Raw genomic sequence first — 16,745 nt, 5'->3', positions numbered from 1 at the left:
GTGGGTGATGAGCGACGCTCTGTAATTCGGGGCACCGCAGGTGTTTCAAGGGGCCATCAGGCGCGGTGGATGGCGAGGGCAAGCGCAAGCAAGCCCATGCTAAGGAAATAGAGCGCAAAGACGCCATGGAGGCTCGGCACGGCCCTAACGGCTGCTCGGGCCGCTGCCCGACGGCCTCTGGGAAATGGTGAACTCATCTTCATCGTAGAGCCTCCTTCCTGCTCGATACCGAGCCGCGTTCCACTCCCTTTCGTGTTTCCTTCAAAGTAGAACCGTGCTCGCTGTTGCGCGCATCCGAGGTCCTTTTTATCCGCGGGGTAGAGTTCGAAACAGTACGGTCCGGTTTTGCTTTCGGCACTGGGATGGTTTCAGGGAACACGAGGTCCGGAATCCAGATAGCGGATGCTTTGGCGGTCGGTGCGGTTGTCGCGATCACTGTCGCCATTATAGCGATGACTAAGCAACGTCTGTTATGCATGCTTTTTGGGGACATTCGCATTTCCTCTCTGTTGTGACGACAGGGGTCGAATTCGTCATGAGGGAAAGGATAATGACCCAAGCGAAGGTGCGGTATTCTATACAGGTTTCGTCTGGGTAACGCCTTGGTATTAGGCATTTAATCTTCACGGAGGCGTAACCGCCCGCACGGTCGTCTTCGATGCGCGGCTGCTGGTGCACGCGGCATAGACACCACTCTTTCCGTTGGCGAATTCTGCCGCTGTCCTACACGAGTGGCAGAAGCAAGTTCATCAGCAACACCATCACCAGGCTGACCACCGAAACGCCGAGCGTGACCATAGTGCGCCGCGCTTTCAGATCTAATTATCTCCACGAAAACGGACGCGCATCAGCGCCAGCGGCCTCTCTTCCGAGCCGCGCAGGATAACGTTGTGACCCCAAGGCCGTTTCTGGAAGAGGATATCCGTCCATTCACCCGGCTCCACATTGCCGAGATAAACCACGTGCCGGCAGGCAACCATTCTGGTGTGCTTTTCCCCCACTTGAAACAGGCCTCGATCCGCCAACGCGCTGTAGCTCGGAAAGTAGAGAAGTCCGGCGGCATTGAAGTCTGTCGCCGGGCACGGCAGGATCGTTTGCGCTCCTGACATTCCGGTGACTTTGAGGCCATCGCTGCGAATGTCACGCGTGATGGCGGAGGCCTGCTCGGCTATGCGACGGACGGCGAGCGGAGCCTCAGGCGGCATCGCCAGCGCTCGTGGGCTCCGCCTGACAACCGAGCGGTTGATGCCCGGTTCGGAGTGGCCCACAAAGGTTGAGACCAAAATCATGCGCCCAACAACATCGCCGTCTGATGTGATGCAGAGAAGTGACGCCAAGCGCCCGTGACCGACACGGTAAAGGTCCGCGGCCAGTGTTATCTCCCCGCCCAAGCGCGGCAGATGGGGCCTTGAGAGTTGTAGGCTCGTCGCGCAAAAGGCGGCATATAGGGGCTCACCTTCTGAGCAAGTGAAGACCGCATCCCGCTGCCCCATGGCTCGGGCGATAAGCTCCCAATGCAAGTCGCCGGCCCGTCGCTTCAACCATTGCTCCGACAGGCCGCGATAGCCCATTTCCGCCATCCCCAGGACGTGTTTCTCTACAAGTCCTGAGCCTTGAGACAATGGACGGGGAAGCGTGCTCATGCTGCCAGCTTGCCTTTTTGACGGGCGACGATCTGCTCTGTCAGATACCGGCTGTCCTCGTCGATCCCGAGAAACCGGCCGGATCCCCAGGTGTTCAGCCAGCCGAGGCCGATGAAATACAGACCGGGCACGTCGGTAACGCCGCGATTGAACAGCGGCTTGCCGCGTTCGTCGAGACAATCGACCTTCAGCCAGGAATAATCCGGTCGGAACCCGATCGCCCAGATGATCGAAGTGATGCCTGCCTCGCGAAGATCCACGCTGGTGGTCTCCCGTTCAGGTCGCCAGACTTTCTCGAATGCTGGTTCTTCCGGCGCATCGATGCCTTGAGAAGAAATCCACGCGTCGATCTGCTTTCGGATGCCAAGGTAGCTGCGATCCGCGTCGTCGATGTTCTTCTCCAGGTCAGGAAGAAAGGCCATGCTCGTCCCGTCAGCGCCGGCCACCGAACCGTAGAGGCTAACCCCTTCCAGTGCGTATTTGCGCAGATCGATCTCCTTGCCGCCGTCACGACCCGACATGTAATGGTTGGTCTGGGTCAGAGCCTTGATCGGATCGGGATGGCGATCGATGGTGACAGCATAGGTGCCGGCATCGTAAAGCCAGTCGGTTGCGTCCCTGCCGCGATATTTGCGCGGGCTGCGCGGAGCCGGGCCGACGGCGAGGTGAACGGACCGTCCCTCAAGATGGAAATCGTCCATGATCTGCACGCCTGACTGGCCCGTCCCGACGATCAGCGTTCCGCCTGCAGGGAGCTGCGACGGGCGACGATAGTCCCGCGAATGCATCTGGACGATCGACGCGTCGAGATTGTCGGCATACGGGGGAACGATCGGATTGTCGTATCCACCTGTGGCGATCACGACCTGATCGGCCGTCATCGTGCCCTCGGTGGTTTCAATCACGTATCCGCCGCCATCAAGGCGTGACACATGTGTGACGTCGACGCCTTCTCTCAGCGGGGCGTCGAAGCTTTCCGCAAAACCGTCGAGATATTCGACGATTTCATGCCTGAGCATGAAGCCGTGCGGGTCCTTGCCGCTATAGGCCCATCCGGGCAGGCGGCATTGCCAATTCGGCGTAACCAGAGAAAATGTGTCCCAGCGGTTGTTTCTCCAGCTTTCGAAACGGTGATGACGCTCGAGCACGACATGTTCGATGCCTTCGCGCGTGAGATACCAACTGACCGAGAGGCCGGCCTGACCGCCCCCGATAATGAGAACAGGCACATGTGCTGTTGCTGTGTCACTCATGGGAAGTCCTTTCACGTCATGGAGAGGCAGGTGACCTCTCCGTTCGCAGGTTGGAGCGAGGCGGTGCTTTCGATCTTGTTGAGCTGATCAAGTGCGGAGGAACAGGCGAAGCCGAACTTTTCCGCCACTCTGTCGGATGCCTCGTGCAGTCCGGTCCGGGCGCGTTCGACGAATTCGCCGAGTGGGTAGGTCCGTCCGGCTTCGAGATGACGTTTTATCGCCGTCGAAGGAGAGTAACAGCTTTCCTCCGCTCCATCAGGCCAGCGTATGCTGAAGCGTACCTCAGGCATGTGCGGTCTCCTTTGAAAGTGAGATGTAAGGGGTTTTCTCGTAGTCCCAGAACGTGGCGCGAGCGCCGCCACAGGTCAGATCGATCCTGCTGCTGTCCGTCGCACGGCCGATACAGGCTGCACTGATGTTGCGCGCGGCAAAAAGCGAACAGACACGCTGTGCCCGATCGGCGCGAACGGAGAGCAGGAAGCCGTAGCTCGGAAAAGTACGCAGCCATCGGCCGATTGCCACGCCGGACGGAAGTGGCAGCGCCGAAAGATCTATGTCGTAACCACAGAGCGAGGACTCGGCCAGCATCACTGCTGTCCCCACAATGCCGCCCTGGCTTATGTCCTTTCCGGCATCGACAAGCCCAGCTTCCGCGAGTTGCGGCAGAAGTTCGCAATCGCCGCGCAGCCGCTCATGCGGGGCATCGAGAGCCGCGCACCAGTTGTCGAAACGCGGCCGATATTGCCCCCGGTGATCGATCGCGGCGATCAGCACGTCGCCGGGCCTTGCCGCAAAGCTGGAGATAAGTCGTTCTGCCCGACCGGTAACCGAGACCGAAAGATTGAGCTCGCGGCTGTTCAGATTTGTATGTCCCCCGACGATCGGGATGCCATAGGCGCTTGCCGCAGCCTTTAGCCCCGACAAGAGGGGCAGGGCAGACGCGGCGTCCGGTGCCCAGATCGCATCGAGAAGAGCGGTGGTGCGTCCCCCCATCGCTGCTATGTCCGAAAGGTTGACCATCACGCCACACCATCCCGCAAACCACGGGTCATCCTGGACGAACTGGGGCATGAAACCCTCGCCAGCAAAGAGGTCCCATCCGCCTTGCCGGCTGGGGATCGCCGCGGCATCGTCGCCAGGCATTCCTGTCGTGCCGGCAGAAAGCGAAAGTGCCTGCGTCGTGGCTGCTATGTGCAGTTTGCTGCGGATCGAGGGGTGCGCCGCAAGTTCTTCCGTCAGGGCCGTCAGGTTCATCGCGGCCTCCGCGCCCTGGCAGACCAGCCGATGGTTGGATCGGATACGGGGGGATAATGGGATAACGAGGCAAGCATGTGCATGTGCCTCACGCCATGCAGTTCTATCTCGTCCAAGGGATCCCACTGCATGCGACGGAACAGCGGCACGTTCTGGAGTTGGACATGCGCGTGGAACTCTCGGCAGCCAAGGCCATTGGCGGTGCTGACGGCGAGACGGATAAGTTCGGCGCCCAGCCGTCCCACTTTTCGGTATGCCGGTGCAACGGCAAGTCTGGAACCCCACCATAGAGTGGGTGCCGGCTCGTGGATCCGAACCGTTCCGACAATCTCGGCGGGCTCGCCTGCCAGGGTCGCGATTGCGACGAGCGGGATCGCCGTCCTGTCGATCTCGTCGCGATCATGGTTCGTGAAGATGGATTGTTCCTCGACAAACACCTGATGTCTGAGGCGGGCGGCGCCGTCCAGCTCCCAGCTTTCGGATGCAGCGCGGATCAGAAATTCAGGGCTGATGAAAGCGGAGTGATCCATATGGCTCATGCCGGGATCCTCAGCTTTTCGTAGGTGGACAGTGCCGAGCAGGCACCGCATTTTCCGCAACCGGCCTTGATGTCCGAGGCCTTCAGTCCGCCATCGATGACAATCTGTGCCAAGGGAGCCAGGATGGAGGCCATGAAATCGGATTTCGGTGCGGGGTGACTTTCGAGCGGCGTTCCGGAGATCGGTACGAACGGAACGACGAATGGGTAGACGCCCATTGCAACCAGTCGTGTGGACATGTCGAGTATGGCTTCACGCGTATCGCCCAGGCCCGCGAGGATATAGGTCGAGACCTGGCCCCGCCCGAACACCTTCACTGCGGCCTCGAAGCTGGAGAAATACTTTTCAAGCGGAACGCTGGCCTTGCCAGGCATGATCCGTTCCCGGACTTCGGGTGTTACCGCTTCAAGATGCATTCCCAGCGCGTCTGCGCCCGCATCCTTCATCCGCTCGTGCCAGCTATCGTCTTCCGGAGGCTCGCATTGCACCTGGATTGGCAGGTCGACGACGGCCTTAACCGCGCGCGCGCTCTCTGCCAAAACGGCAGCACCACGGTCCTTGCCCGCAGGCGTGCCGGTGGTCATCACCATATGCTTTACGCCGTCGAGTTCGACGGCCGCCTTTGCGACCTCCGCCAGTTGCGAGGGAGTTTTGTGCGCGACAGTCCGGCCGGCTGCAAGGCTTTGGCCGATCGAACAGAACTGACAGGTCTTCTTGCGGCTTTCATAACGAATGCAGGTCTGCAGAATGGTCGTGGCAAGAACGTCGCGCGAATGAAGAACCGCGATCTTGTTGTACGGGATGCCGTCCGCCGTGGTCAGATCGTAAAATCGCGGCCGATTGGGAAATCGAATTCGGGCGACCTCTGATCCTTCCTTCGTGATGCGCGCACGGCCGTCGGCATCTGGCGCTTCCACCAGATAGGGACTGTCGAATGCGGGAGCGGTATGTACCGGTACCATGACGGTTGTGTCGCCGAAATTGACTGCCTTATGGTCCGAGGGGCCTGCGCCACCGCGCCTGCTTTCATGGCCGACACGCGGATCGACGAGACGCATTCCTCGTGTCTGGAGATCGTTGATGAGTTCCGGATCTATCGATGGTAGGTCACGCATCCTGAGCCTCCTCAAATGGCTTGTCTTGCTCTGCGTCGGAAAAATCGCCTGAAAGGCCGATCTGCTCGAGTGCGCGTGCGGGCCTTGTGTCATGGACAAGGTGTAGCAATTCCGGCCGTGCATAGTGTCCGACCGAATCCATCATCCGCTTGCGCTTGGTAATGAGCCGCATATCCAGGTCCCCGATCAGGATGCCTTCGCCCGATGTCAGAGGCGGTACGACATGGCGGCCTTCCGGCGTGATGATGCAGGTCATGCAACCGTCGCGCAGTCCCTTCTGCAAGGCAGGATCCGGGTGAATGGAAGCGATCTGCTCCTCGCTCAGCCAGCCGGTGGCATTGACCACGAAGCAGCCCGCTTCCAGCGCGTGGTGGCGCATCGTCACCTCGATCTGCTCGCCGAATATCGGACCGACCAGTGAGCCTGGAAAATGAGAGGCGTGAATTTCCTCATGCTGGGCCATCAATGTATAGCGGGCCAGAGGATTGTAGTGCTCCCAACACGCCAGTGCGCCCATGCGGCCGACGGCGGTGTCGACAACCTTCAGGCCGGCGCCATCGCCTTGGCCCCAGATCATCCGTTCGTGATAGGTCGGCGTGATCTTGCGGCGCTTGAGTTTCAGGCTGCCATCCGCGTCGAAGATCAGTTGAGTGTTGTAGAGGGAGCCGCGGTCGCGTTCATTCACGCCGAGCACGATAACTGCATTGCGCTTACGCGCGGCATCAGCGACAGCGCGCGTCTCCGCGGATGGCACCGTGACGGCTTCCTCATAAAGCCGCAGGTGCTCGGGGCCTTGCTGAACGGGCGGCAGAACGAAGCTGAAATAGGGGTACCAGGGTACGAATGTTTCAGGAAATACGATCAGCTCCGCGCCTTTGTCGGCGGCTTCGGCGATCGCATTCAGGACCCGCTCGACGGTGCCGGCGCGCGAGGTTAGGTCGGGCGCGATCTGGACGGCGGCGGCGCGCACTGTTTTGGGCATCACTGGCTCCTTCACATTGCCTGGAACGAGGCACCCCGTTCGCTGCGGAACGGGGTGCCGAGGTCAAATCAGACGGTCCATGTGTCGATGATCAGAGCGTTGGCCTTCTTGTGCAGAAGCACGCAGTCCAGCACGTCCTGAGGCAGGATAGGGACGATGCCGGGGATCAGAGCCGGTTCGCCATGCCCATAGAGAGCCTGCAGCGCGAAGCGACATGCGTAGACCTTGCCGCCTTCCTTCATGAAGCGCTCGAGGTTCTTGTTGAAGTTCAGATGACCCGGAAAGGCTTCATCGCCGAGCTTGGGGAAGCCGCGCTGGATCCCCAGTGTCACGCCCGGGCCGTAAAGAAGGATCGAAGTCTCGTAGCCTTTCCGCTGCAGGCGAATGGCATTGAGAATGTTCACAAGCCCGATGGAGCCTTCGAACGCCATCGTGTGGAAGGTTACGAGCGCCTTCTCACCAGGATCGGCCTTAACATCCTCGAAAACCTTGGACTCGTAGTCGACAAAGAAGTCACCATCCTTGTGCGGCTGCTGCGTTACTTCAGGCATGTCTGCATCTCCTTGCGGCGGGGTTGATGCAGAAACGATACGAGCCAAATTGTATGAATCAATAAGCAGTTTAATATGCATACAATTATTTCTTGATGAAACGCAATTTTGCATAATGAAGATGCGAATTGCCTAATTTCTGGCGAAGAAATCCCTTGCTTTGCACAAATAATGACCCGATCGAGTTCATGTTTTTACGGCTTGAATACCTGGATCGTGGTCCATACAATGCGAAACAATTATCTTTCTGGATTTGTGTGAAATGTTGAAATGGCTCCCGGAACTCCGCCCTGACGGCAAGCCTCGTTATCTCCAGATCGCGGATGCGATCGAGATGGCGATCAAGAGAGGCGATATCGCCGCAGGTGATCGATTGCCACCGCAGCGCAGGCTCGCAGAACGTCTTGGGATCGACTTTACGACAGTCAGTCGCGCCTATACCGAGGCGCATTCACGGCGCCTCGTGGAGAGCCATGTCGGAAGAGGTACCTTTGCGCTTGGCCGCCCGAAGGAGGAACATCGTATCGATCCGCGTCGAGCCGGAGACGAGGATCTGTCGATGAATATGCCTCCCGAGCCACAGGATCCGGATCTTGTGGCGAGAATGCAGGACGGGCTGCAGACTGTTTCAGCCAACCTCATCTCCCTTCTCCGCTACCAGTCGACGACGGGTGGAGATCAGGATAAGGCCGCTGCGTCTTCATGGCTTTCGAAAAGAGGCATGGTACCAAGTCTCGAGCGGATCGCGATCACGCCGGGGGCACATGCGACGATGACGGCGCTTCTTTCGACGATGACCCGACCCGGCGATGTCATCCTGTGTGAAGCCGTGACATATCCAGGACTGCGAGCGATTGCAGCGCGCATGGGGTTGCAGCTCGTGGGAATTCCGATGGACGCTTCCGGCATCCTCCCCGATGCGCTTGATGCAGCTATCCATTTGCACCAGCCGAAGGCTCTGTATCTCAATCCTACGGTCCAAAACCCCACCACGCTGACCATTCCACGCGAGCGGCGAATGGAGATCGCCGAAGTTCTCTTGCGACACAGGCTGCCGTTGATTGAGGATGACGCGTATGGCTTCATTCCTGCAGTCGCGCCCGTGCCGTTCGCTACGCTTGCTCCCGACCTCACCTGGCATATTGGGGGCTTGGCCAAATGTCTTGGCGCAGGCTTGCGCCTTGCCTACACCGTTTCCCCCAACGCCAGAGCTGCATATTCTCTCGCCCAGGCAATGCGGGCCAGTGCGGTTATGCCATCGCCGATCTGCATGGCGCTCGCAACAAGATGGATCGAGGATGGTACCGCTGACGCCATCCGGCATTTCGTCCGAGTGGAAAGCGCTTTCCGTCACAAGATTGCCGTGGATACTCTTTCAGGACTGGATATCAAGGGTGAGCCGGAAGCGTTCAATGTATGGCTGAAGCTGCCGAAGGGGGCGAGCAGGGCAGAGCTGATGGGACGAATGGCGGGACGACATGTGGGCTTGATGCCTTCCGATGCCTTCACGGTTTTGGGAAAACCCGATGAGCATATGAGAGTATGCCTTGGCGGCATGATCCAGCGCGAGCAGTTACAGGCCGGGCTTCTTTTTATGGCTCAGTCGCTTTCTGAGGCAGGTTGGATGGGCTAATGGCTTGAAGTGGAACGCCCGTACCGGAACGGGCGTTTTCCAGCCTGTTGTCCTATTACGGCCGTTGACTTGGATGAAAGGTGCCCGTAGCCGCTCGCCAATTCTTGTAAAATGCTGGCTTCATTGCCAAGCCGGGGGGGCTCATTGGCTGAAGCGATGCAGATCCTCGTCGCCACAGGTTTGCAGCCTGGAAGGTGGTCATCACCACCTAGCCATATCGTGTCGCCAGACAGCTCATCGGTTTGATGCCATTAAGGAGACGCTCCACCGGATTGCGCTGCCGGGGGAGCAACATTAAAGGTCGGGATCAAACGCCTACGCTAAGATCGCCTTCGGCTCCAAAAAGGCTTCTAGTCCGAATGGACCGAATTCGCGGCCGATACCAGATTGCTTCATGCCGCCAAATGGGGCCAACGGCTCGTGGGGTGCGGCATTGATGACGACGCGGCCGCAATCCAAGCTATCCGCAAGCACCTGCATCCGCTTGATATCCTTGCCGTGCAGGTAGGCCTGAAGCCCATAGCTAGTGTCATTTGCGATACGGATCGCGTCCTCCTCATCCCTATAGGTAAGGAGGGACAGCACGGGGCCGAAAATCTCTTCGCGTGCGATCCGCATGTCGTTCGTGACATTGGCGAAAACAGTGGGCTGCGAAAACCAGCCGTGGCTGATGCCTTGTGGGCGGCCGGGGCCGCCGGCGATGAGTTCTGCCCCTTCATCGAGGCCGAGTTTGATATAAGACTGCACCCGATCATACTGTTTCTGGCTGACCATCGGGCCGATCATTACGGTCGGGTCGGATGGCGCTCCTGGCTTGAAAGTTGCAATCTCAGCCCGCAGTCTATCGACTACTTCTGCCTTTCTTGCTTCAGACACAAGAATGCGGGTGCCGGCAATGCATGCCTGGCCACTGTTCATCAGTCCAACTCGCAAGACTGCGGGGATTGCCACGTCGAGCTCCGCGTCATCGAGTATGACGTTCGGTCCCTTGCCGCCAAGTTCCAGCGTTACCCGCTTCAGCGTTTCCGCACCGGTGCGCAAGATCTGTTTTCCCACTGCCGTCGAGCCGGTAAACGACACCTTTGCAATGTCCGGGTGCCGGCTGAATTCCGCTCCGACAAGATCGCCGCGGCCATTGACGATATTGAAGACACCTTTTGGCAAGCCTGCCTCATGCAGGCATTCTGTGAGCAACTGAGTCTGAATCGCGCTCATCTCGCTCGGCTTAATTACGATTGTCGTGCCCGCCGCGATTGCGGTTGCGAGTTTCGCGCAGATAAAACCGTAATTGCTGTTCCAGGGCGTTATCGCGGCTGTCACTCCGATCGGCTGCATCTTGACCTCGGCCCGCCCGATACGCTGTGTGAAGTCGTAGTCCCTAAGGACCTCCGCCATATGCCTAAAGCTGGAGGCCGCATGCGATACGGCAAAGCTGGTGAAATATTGTGGCGCTCCATATTCGGTTGCCATCGCATCGGTCAGTTCGGAGTCTCGCGCCATTACTGCATCACTGAGACGTTCTAGCATCCCCATGCGATCTTCCCTGGTGACGCGGGAGAAGGCCGGAAAAGCACGCTTTGCCGCAGCGATTGCGGTGCGGGCATCCTCGAGGTCTCCGAGACGCACCGTGCCGATCTTCTCTTCCGTCGAGGGATTGTAGAGGTCGGCAGTCTCCTCGCCATGTGGCGTGGTGAACTGGCCGTCGATGTAGATCTTGTCGATAATACGCATCTTCTTCTCCTTCAAAGCGATGCGCCTAATCTGGCAATCTTCAATTGATCTGATAAGTTGGTCAATGAAGGACGATATGATAAGGAAATACGGACAGTGCTGCGCGGTACGTTGGCGGAACTTGAAGCTGTTGTTGCTGTCTCTGTACATGGGGGATTCCGTGCAGCGGCCCGTGAACTCGACATATCATCCTCGGCGCTCAGCCAGCAGATCGCCGTCCTCGAAGCCCGCATCGGTGTTAGGCTCTTCAACCGAACGACGCGTAGCGTTGTTCTGTCCTCCGCTGGTGAGCAGTTCGTAGCGGAAATCACGCCTGCCTTGGCGGCAATCCGCAAGGCAGTTGACCTGGCGGATGAGCATCGCACCGAGCCGAGTGGCACCCTGCGTATCAATACCTCTGTCGGTGCGGCGCGCATGGTCCTGAACCCGGTCTTGCTGGAATACAAGCGGCGTTATCCACAAATGGCGGTTGAAATTGTCACAGAGGGCGCGCTTGTCGATATCAATGCGCAGGGTTTCGACGCAGGTATTCGCATTCGCGAGGCAGTGCCCTCGGATATGGTCATCCTGCCGATCAGCCGCTCCGTTCGCCCCGTGATCGTCGGTTCTCCCCGCTATTTCGAGCGCTTTGGCAGGCCGAGTGTGCCAGCTGATCTCATGGACCACGATTGCATTCGCGGGCGCATGGCGAGCGGCTCCGTCTATCACTGGGAGTTCGAGCGGCACGGCGAGACCTTCACCATGAATGTGCCTGGACTGCTCACACTTGACGAGAGCGACCTGATGTTACGAGCCGCAAGGGAAGGGGCCGGGCTTGCCTATCTCAATTCTTGGCAGGTCGGTCCGGATCTCGCCAATAATACGCTGATCGAGGTGCTTGAGGACTGGCTTTCCCCTTACCCGGGGCTCTGTCTCTATTATCCTGGCAGGCGGCACATACCTGCCAAGCTGCGGGCTTTGGTCGATTTGGTCAGAGAGGTGGCCTGGGATTAGGCCGAATGCGTTTAGTCCCGTTGTGGTCCTTGACGTTTGGTGGGGAAGGGATGCGCCCCGCCGATGCGAAAACAGGACTGGATCATCCAAGAAGTGCCGTTCTGACCGCGCTCTAGTTGTGAAAGATCAACGGAGCGTATGAACATGCACAGCGGACTCGAACAACAGACCGTACAAGTCAGGGACGGTGCTGAAAGCCTGCCGGAGTTCGCCGATATCGAACTCTTGCTTCCACAGAGGCGGAGATCGAACCCGGACGAATTACTCGACGAAGCGCTGATGGAAACCTTTCCTGCCAGCGATCCGATGGCATCCGGCAGAATGGACTAAGGCGTAGGTCCTGGTGGAGCGGCCGGGGGGACGAGGTCCTCGACCTCGCCAAATCCAACATTCGCTGGTGAACGGTTGAAATCGGCGGGTCAGCCAGAAGGGACAGCTCGTCGATCACCTAGTCGCATGCTACGGCGCTTGCCCGGTATCCGAAGCCGGCGGCAGGGGAAGAGAGATAATAAATGTCGCCCCGCGCCCTTGGTTGTTCCTGACATTCAGCGTGCCGCCGAAGCTTTCGATGATGGAGCGGCAGATCTGCAAACCCATGCCCATACCGCCCGACTTCGTGGAGAAAAACGGCTGGAAGACAAGCTTGAGGTTTTCGTCTGATATACCCGGCCCGTTGTCGCTGACCTCGATGGTGAGCCTCTGTTCAGTGGACCGATGGGATGCGATGGTGACGATGCGCTCGCATTCAACCTGCGCCATCGCGTCGGCGGCGTTGGTGATCAGGTTGATGAAAACCTGTTGGATATCGGTCCTGTCGGCCATGACTTCGATGGCGTCGTCATCGAGCGAGAGCTGCATTCGCGAGCGACGGGCAGCGAGATCACCTTCAAGGACGTAGCTCGTTTCCGTAAGGAGTTGCCTGAGGTCGACACGGCTGAGTTCCTTGGCACCCTTCACAAGCTTGTCTCGGGTGTTCCGGATGATCGCGCTCATCCTGTCGGCGTTGAGACGGATGCCTTCCAGGGAGCGGGCCACCTCCTCAAGTCGTGGCGGGGTCCTTTCCAGCCAACGCTCAGCACTCTTTGTCCCGAGACCTATCGCCAGCAGAGGCTGATTGAGTTCGTGCGACAACGTCGTGGATATCGCGCCGACTGCCAACGCCCGGCTAGCTCGAGCGAGGTCCTCGCGGGCGGACAGGATCGCCTCGCGATCCCGGAGCTGTTCGGTAATGTCGATATGGGTGGAGAGCGAAACGGACCAGTCGTCAGGCACATTTACTCCGACAGCTACAGTGACCTTCCGGTTGTCCTTCCCGATCAGGGTTGCCGTTGACGCGAAATGATGACGACCGTCAAACATCGCATGCAATTGCTCCTGCATGACGCGACGTGAGTCCACGGCGTTTTCCGTCGGCGGCTTCGCGACCAGCTCGGCATGATCGGCATATCCCATCATGTTAAGAAGAGCGTCGTTCACGCGATTGACCTTGACCGCTGCCAGGCATCGATCGATGAATTCGGGATTCTCGGCGGCCAGCCGCTCGAAGCTCGTAGCCCCGTTAGTCTTGGCCTCATCAATCATCCTCTTGGCTTCGCTGATGTCCTGCTCGGCGTGGGCGTGGTTCATGTCGGAGAACAGTGTCGCGTATCTCACCTCGCTCCTGGCGATTTCATCTGCGTAGGATCGAGCTTGCGACTCCATCCTTTCCGCGATTTCGCACGCTCTGTCAGTAGCTGCCAGACCATTTGCACGGATGTACGCGAAAGCAACGGCAATGCTCGCAAAAAGGATCGTGGTCACGAGTGTCTCGCCTAACCCGACACTGCCCGGTAAAGCGACCTGGACCATTAAAAGCAACACGACGCAGCCGACCGTCGAAAACAGCAAATGGCGTCTGATCGCTGTGCACCACAGCACAAAGCCCATGATGATCGCGGGAAACACCAACTGAGGCGCTGCGGGATGGAGCAATCCGAGCGAGACGGAAACAAGGACGACCAACAACCCAAAGCACCAAAGCAATCTTGGTCTTAGTAACTCGTCCACGCACGGTCTCCATGATCAGCGACATCAAATTTCTGATCCTGCATACCGTTGTCAATCAGCAATGTGCTGGCTGTCCGGAAAGAAACGCTTCGGCGCGGATGCAGCATCCTACAATAAAAATGGCCTCAAACCTGTTGGCTTTTCCAAACATCAGGAGAGCCTCATGACTGAAACTGCTTCGACGACCTCCACGAAATTCGCAGACCTCGGAGACCGGAAGATTGCCTACCGGAAATTTGGAAGCGGGACGCCGCTTGTCCTCAACATCAGGTTCCGCGGCACCCTCGATTCCTGGGACCCTTTGTTTCTCGATGAGTTGGCAAAGAAATTTACTGTCGTCATCTTCGACTATACGGGCCTCGGTGGATCCACCGGAACTCCGACCTATGACCGCGACTCCCTCGTGAAGGACGTCAAGGACCTCATCGACTTTCTCGGCTTCGAGAAGGTCGTCGTCGGCGGCTGGTCGCTCGGCGGCGTTGTTGCCCAAAAGTTCAGTGTCACTCACCCGGAGAAGGTCTCGCATACGATCCTCATCGGCACAGTACCTCCGGGCAAACCCGAGGTAAGCGGCGAACCACTCTTCATCAAGACCGCCATGCACCCTTTCAACGGCCTCGAAGACCAGACCATCCTGTTCTTCGAACCCGGTTCGGAACGGAGTCGCGACGCCGCCCGTCGGTCCTACGACCGTATCGAAAGCCGAGAGATCGATCGCTCCCCGGCCATTCCAGAGGCGGTTTTCATGAAGCTGCTCAGCGAAGCCAAGGACAAAACGACAATCTACCCCGACCCAGAGGGCGCGGATATGGCGGCCCTTTCTTCCGGCCTGCATCCACTTCTCGTGATCAGCGGCGATCACGACATCGCTTGCCCGATCGGAAATTGGCTGCCACTGACGACCAAGTGGAAGACGTTGCATCTCGTCACCGTTCCGCAAGCGGGCCATGGCCCCCATCATCAGGAGCCTGCATTCTGTGCTCAAACGATCGCATCGTTCGTAAAATCCGTAATCTGATATTGCTGGGCGAAATGGCCTCGGCGGCAACCGAGGCCACATTCCCTGGCCTGCCGTCGGGACGCTACTAGGCGAGGCGGCTTAGAAGCTGGAGGGCCAGCGGTTCGGCCAGCAGCACTTCGAAATGGGACTGCAGGGAGCGGAACGGAGCGGCGTTGCCGTGCGCGTCGAGCGCTGCGGCACTTTCCCAGGCTTCAATCATGATGAAGACAGAACCGTCACCCCGGTCCACGTGCAGATTGTAGGCAAGGCACCCTGGCTCTTTCCTGACGTCGGGAATTATCTCCTCGAGCCGACGGTGAAGTTCTCCGGCCTTGCCAGGCTTCGCCTTCAGTGTTGCGACGAGATGTACGGTCTGGTTGGCGTCCATTGATCTGCGCTTTCATGCTCTAGCCTACCGCCGCAACAGGCTGACGGATGGGCGACGTAAACAAAAAATGAAAGGCGGCCACCCGAGTGGCCGCCCGTGTTGCTCAGAAGCCCTCGAGAACGATCTTGCCCTTGGCCTTGCCGCTTTCGAGCGTGGCGTGGGCCTTCCTGAGGTTTTCCGCGTTGATCGGGCGGATGACTTCGGTAACGGTCGTTTTGATCTTGCCGCTGTCGATGAGGGCGGCCACTTCATTCAACAGCTTGCCCTGTTCGTCGATGTCGGCGGTTCCGTAGATGGAACGGGTAAACATCAGCTCCCAGTGGATGGAGACCGACTTCCGCTTGAAGCCTACAACATCGAGTGCCGCCGGGTCGTCGATAAGGCCGAACCTGCCTTGCGGTGCGATCAGCTCGATGATTTCGGCAATCTGCGTGTGAGTTTCGTTCGTCGAGAACACGAAGGCGGGCGCGCCGATGCCCAATGCTTCGATCTGCTTGGCAAGTGGCTTCGTGTGGTCCACGACATGGTGCGCGCCCAGCTCCTTAACCCATGCCTGCGTTTCTGGACGCGACGCTGTGGCGATCACGGTCACGTCGGTGAGTGCCCGCGCGAGCTGGATCGCGATCGAACCGACGCCGCCGGCACCGCCGATGATCAGGATCGCGTTCGCTGCACCCGGAACGGACTTGCGGATATTCAGGCGGTCGAACATCATCTCCCATGCGGTGATCGCGGTAAGCGGCAGGGCGGCCGCTTCGGTATCCGAGATAGACTTGGGCTTGGTGCCTACGATCCGTTCGTCGACGAGGTGATACTCGCTGTTAGCACCCTGACGGATAAGCGACCCGGCGTAGTACACTTGGTCGCCCACCTTGAAGGCACTGGCCTTATCACCAACTGCTTCGACGGTGCCGACCGCGTCCCAGCCGAGGACTTTCCAGTCTCCTTCTGCGGCGGAGACGTTCTTCCGGATCTTGTAGTCGACCGGGTTCACGGAAATGGCGCTCACCTTGACCAGGATGTCGTGACCCGTCGGTGTCGGCTTGTCCACTTCGATGTCGACGAGAGCTTCGGCGCGATCCAGCGCGCCCGCTTGCTTGTAACCAATGGCTTTCATGTTTGATGTCTCCAGTTGCGATGAGCTCGAAGTAGTCCTACATTCTCCGGTAGCCAATACGCACAACGAACGCACATAGTGTCAAAAAGGATACCGTCATGGGAAAGGTCCGCCATTCTCGTTTTGACTGCACCCCGGGATGCTCGGTGGAGGCGGCGATTGCCCTGATCGACGGCAAATGGAAATCCGTCGTGATGTTCCACCTGATGGACGGGACGCTTCGTTTCAACGAGATCCGTCGTAAGATTCCTGGTGTCACGCAACGCATGCTGACTAACCAGTTGCGTGAACTCGAGGAGGACGGGCTCGTGGTTCGCAAGGTGTATGCGCAGGTTCCGCCTAAGGTGGAGTACAGTCTTTCGGCGCTCGGTGTGAGCATGGGGCCTGTGCTTCTTGCGCTAAGAAATTGGGGAGATGCGAACATCGGCAGGTTCGGTAAACCGCACGTCGCCACCTCCACTGCAGACGAAGTAGAAACGCCTCCCGAGGTGGCGTAGGCG

General features: G+C 58.7%; 18 protein-coding genes. 5 read left to right on the top strand and 13 right to left on the bottom strand.

All coding sequences use genetic code 11. The annotated features are described in order from the left end of the window. Window positions 1–56 precede the first annotated feature (56 nt). The 9 genes from HNQ72_RS17465 to HNQ72_RS17425 form a co-directional block, all read right to left on the bottom strand. Window positions 57–203 carry a hypothetical protein gene (locus tag HNQ72_RS17465; protein WP_183993644.1) on the bottom strand — a complete coding sequence of 49 codons (147 nt, stop codon included), beginning with the start codon at window positions 201–203 and terminating at the stop codon, window positions 57–59. A gap of 615 nt (window positions 204–818) precedes the next feature. Beyond that, on the bottom strand, window positions 819–1,643 hold the full coding sequence (locus HNQ72_RS17460; RefSeq protein WP_244654524.1) for a Pnap_2097 family protein: 825 nt from the start codon (window positions 1,641–1,643) through the stop codon (window positions 819–821). Further along, complete coding sequence (locus HNQ72_RS17455; protein WP_183993642.1) at window positions 1,640–2,896, bottom strand: MSMEG_0569 family flavin-dependent oxidoreductase; 1,257 nt, start codon at window positions 2,894–2,896, stop codon at window positions 1,640–1,642. Before HNQ72_RS17455 ends, HNQ72_RS17460 begins: the two co-directional genes overlap by 4 nt. Before the next feature lie 11 nt (window positions 2,897–2,907). Continuing rightward, window positions 2,908–3,186, bottom strand: a complete 279-nt coding sequence (locus HNQ72_RS17450) for an MSMEG_0570 family nitrogen starvation response protein (RefSeq protein WP_183993640.1) — start codon at window positions 3,184–3,186, stop codon at window positions 2,908–2,910. Then, a complete protein-coding gene (locus HNQ72_RS17445) occupies window positions 3,179–4,150 on the bottom strand; it encodes a sll0787 family AIR synthase-like protein (protein ID WP_183993638.1) in 972 nt (323 codons plus the stop codon). The genes HNQ72_RS17450 and HNQ72_RS17445 overlap by 8 nt, the downstream gene beginning before the upstream one ends. Further along, the gene (locus HNQ72_RS17440) at window positions 4,147–4,689 is read right to left on the bottom strand and encodes an MSMEG_0567/Sll0786 family nitrogen starvation N-acetyltransferase (protein ID WP_183993636.1); all 543 of its coding nucleotides are present in this window, start codon (window positions 4,687–4,689) and stop codon (window positions 4,147–4,149) included. The genes HNQ72_RS17445 and HNQ72_RS17440 overlap by 4 nt, the downstream gene beginning before the upstream one ends. After that, window positions 4,686–5,804, bottom strand: coding sequence for an MSMEG_0568 family radical SAM protein (locus tag HNQ72_RS17435; RefSeq protein ID WP_183993634.1), 1,119 nt, complete (start codon window positions 5,802–5,804; stop codon window positions 4,686–4,688). Before HNQ72_RS17435 ends, HNQ72_RS17440 begins: the two co-directional genes overlap by 4 nt. After that, a complete protein-coding gene (locus HNQ72_RS17430; RefSeq protein ID WP_183993632.1) occupies window positions 5,797–6,786 on the bottom strand; it encodes a Nit6803 family nitrilase in 990 nt (329 codons plus the stop codon). Before HNQ72_RS17430 ends, HNQ72_RS17435 begins: the two co-directional genes overlap by 8 nt. 68 nt (window positions 6,787–6,854) lie before the next feature. Continuing rightward, a complete protein-coding gene (locus HNQ72_RS17425) occupies window positions 6,855–7,337 on the bottom strand; it encodes an MSMEG_0572/Sll0783 family nitrogen starvation response protein (RefSeq protein ID WP_183993630.1) in 483 nt (160 codons plus the stop codon). Between the two features lie 262 nt (window positions 7,338–7,599). Here HNQ72_RS17425 and HNQ72_RS17420 point away from each other — a divergent pair, with 262 nt between their 5' ends. Continuing rightward, a complete protein-coding gene (locus HNQ72_RS17420; RefSeq protein ID WP_183993628.1) occupies window positions 7,600–8,970 on the top strand; it encodes an aminotransferase-like domain-containing protein in 1,371 nt (456 codons plus the stop codon). A gap of 315 nt (window positions 8,971–9,285) precedes the next feature. Here HNQ72_RS17420 and HNQ72_RS17415 read toward each other — a convergent pair whose 3' ends face one another. Continuing rightward, a complete protein-coding gene (locus tag HNQ72_RS17415) occupies window positions 9,286–10,701 on the bottom strand; it encodes an aldehyde dehydrogenase family protein (RefSeq protein ID WP_183993626.1) in 1,416 nt (471 codons plus the stop codon). A 99-nt stretch (window positions 10,702–10,800) separates the two neighbouring features. Between HNQ72_RS17415 and HNQ72_RS17410 the strand changes: the two genes are divergently transcribed. Both HNQ72_RS17410 and HNQ72_RS17405 read left to right on the top strand, forming a co-directional pair. Beyond that, on the top strand, window positions 10,801–11,694 hold the full coding sequence (locus HNQ72_RS17410) for a LysR family transcriptional regulator (RefSeq protein ID WP_210319639.1): 894 nt from the start codon (window positions 10,801–10,803) through the stop codon (window positions 11,692–11,694). A 138-nt stretch (window positions 11,695–11,832) separates the two neighbouring features. Continuing rightward, window positions 11,833–12,024, top strand: a complete 192-nt coding sequence (locus HNQ72_RS17405) for a hypothetical protein (protein ID WP_183993623.1) — start codon at window positions 11,833–11,835, stop codon at window positions 12,022–12,024. 129 nt (window positions 12,025–12,153) lie between these two features. On the opposite strand, the gene HNQ72_RS31100 is transcribed toward HNQ72_RS17405, so the two are convergent. Next, window positions 12,154–13,740: a sensor histidine kinase gene (locus tag HNQ72_RS31100; RefSeq protein WP_183993621.1), complete on the bottom strand. Its 1,587-nt coding sequence runs from the start codon at window positions 13,738–13,740 to the stop codon at window positions 12,154–12,156. Between the two features lie 163 nt (window positions 13,741–13,903). Here HNQ72_RS31100 and HNQ72_RS17395 point away from each other — a divergent pair, with 163 nt between their 5' ends. Then, window positions 13,904–14,758, top strand: coding sequence for an alpha/beta fold hydrolase (locus HNQ72_RS17395; protein WP_183993619.1), 855 nt, complete (start codon window positions 13,904–13,906; stop codon window positions 14,756–14,758). Between the two features lie 67 nt (window positions 14,759–14,825). Here HNQ72_RS17395 and HNQ72_RS17390 read toward each other — a convergent pair whose 3' ends face one another. Beyond that, complete coding sequence (locus HNQ72_RS17390; RefSeq protein ID WP_183993618.1) at window positions 14,826–15,128, bottom strand: putative quinol monooxygenase; 303 nt, start codon at window positions 15,126–15,128, stop codon at window positions 14,826–14,828. Window positions 15,129–15,231: 103 nt separating this feature from the next. After that, entirely contained in the window at window positions 15,232–16,245 is a 1,014-nt protein-coding gene (locus HNQ72_RS17385; protein WP_183993616.1) for a zinc-binding alcohol dehydrogenase family protein, read from the bottom strand. 98 nt (window positions 16,246–16,343) lie between these two features. Between HNQ72_RS17385 and HNQ72_RS17380 the strand changes: the two genes are divergently transcribed. Beyond that, window positions 16,344–16,742, top strand: coding sequence for a winged helix-turn-helix transcriptional regulator (locus HNQ72_RS17380; protein ID WP_183993614.1), 399 nt, complete (start codon window positions 16,344–16,346; stop codon window positions 16,740–16,742). The last annotated feature ends 3 nt before the right edge of the window (window positions 16,743–16,745 follow it).

It is taken from the genome of Aliirhizobium wenxiniae (assembly GCF_014201355.1).
GTDB lineage: Bacteria > Pseudomonadota > Alphaproteobacteria > Rhizobiales > Rhizobiaceae > Neorhizobium > Neorhizobium wenxiniae.
This window is presented reverse-complemented; position numbering and strand designations above follow the sequence as displayed.

Bases quoted from the DNA above. Each gene is read 5' to 3' on its own strand.
- HNQ72_RS17435 (WP_183993634.1), bottom strand. From the start codon at position 5,804: ATGCGTGACCTACCATCGATAGATCCGGAACTCATCAACGATCTCCAG.
- HNQ72_RS17425 (WP_183993630.1), bottom strand. From the start codon at position 7,337: ATGCCTGAAGTAACGCAGCAGCCGCACAAGGATGGTGACTTCTTTGTC.
- HNQ72_RS17395 (WP_183993619.1), top strand. From the start codon at position 13,904: ATGACTGAAACTGCTTCGACGACCTCCACGAAATTCGCAGACCTCGGA.
- HNQ72_RS17385 (WP_183993616.1), bottom strand. From the start codon at position 16,245: ATGAAAGCCATTGGTTACAAGCAAGCGGGCGCGCTGGATCGCGCCGAA.
- HNQ72_RS17465 (WP_183993644.1), bottom strand. From the start codon at position 203: ATGAAGATGAGTTCACCATTTCCCAGAGGCCGTCGGGCAGCGGCCCGA.
- HNQ72_RS17420 (WP_183993628.1), top strand. From the start codon at position 7,600: ATGTTGAAATGGCTCCCGGAACTCCGCCCTGACGGCAAGCCTCGTTAT.
- HNQ72_RS17415 (WP_183993626.1), bottom strand. From the start codon at position 10,701: ATGCGTATTATCGACAAGATCTACATCGACGGCCAGTTCACCACGCCA.
- HNQ72_RS17405 (WP_183993623.1), top strand. From the start codon at position 11,833: ATGAACATGCACAGCGGACTCGAACAACAGACCGTACAAGTCAGGGAC.
- HNQ72_RS17390 (WP_183993618.1), bottom strand. From the start codon at position 15,128: ATGGACGCCAACCAGACCGTACATCTCGTCGCAACACTGAAGGCGAAG.
- HNQ72_RS17380 (WP_183993614.1), top strand. From the start codon at position 16,344: ATGGGAAAGGTCCGCCATTCTCGTTTTGACTGCACCCCGGGATGCTCG.
- HNQ72_RS17445 (WP_183993638.1), bottom strand. From the start codon at position 4,150: ATGAACCTGACGGCCCTGACGGAAGAACTTGCGGCGCACCCCTCGATC.
- HNQ72_RS17450 (WP_183993640.1), bottom strand. From the start codon at position 3,186: ATGCCTGAGGTACGCTTCAGCATACGCTGGCCTGATGGAGCGGAGGAA.
- HNQ72_RS17455 (WP_183993642.1), bottom strand. From the start codon at position 2,896: ATGAGTGACACAGCAACAGCACATGTGCCTGTTCTCATTATCGGGGGC.
- HNQ72_RS17440 (WP_183993636.1), bottom strand. From the start codon at position 4,689: ATGAGCCATATGGATCACTCCGCTTTCATCAGCCCTGAATTTCTGATC.
- HNQ72_RS17430 (WP_183993632.1), bottom strand. From the start codon at position 6,786: ATGCCCAAAACAGTGCGCGCCGCCGCCGTCCAGATCGCGCCCGACCTA.
- HNQ72_RS17460 (WP_244654524.1), bottom strand. From the start codon at position 1,643: ATGAGCACGCTTCCCCGTCCATTGTCTCAAGGCTCAGGACTTGTAGAG.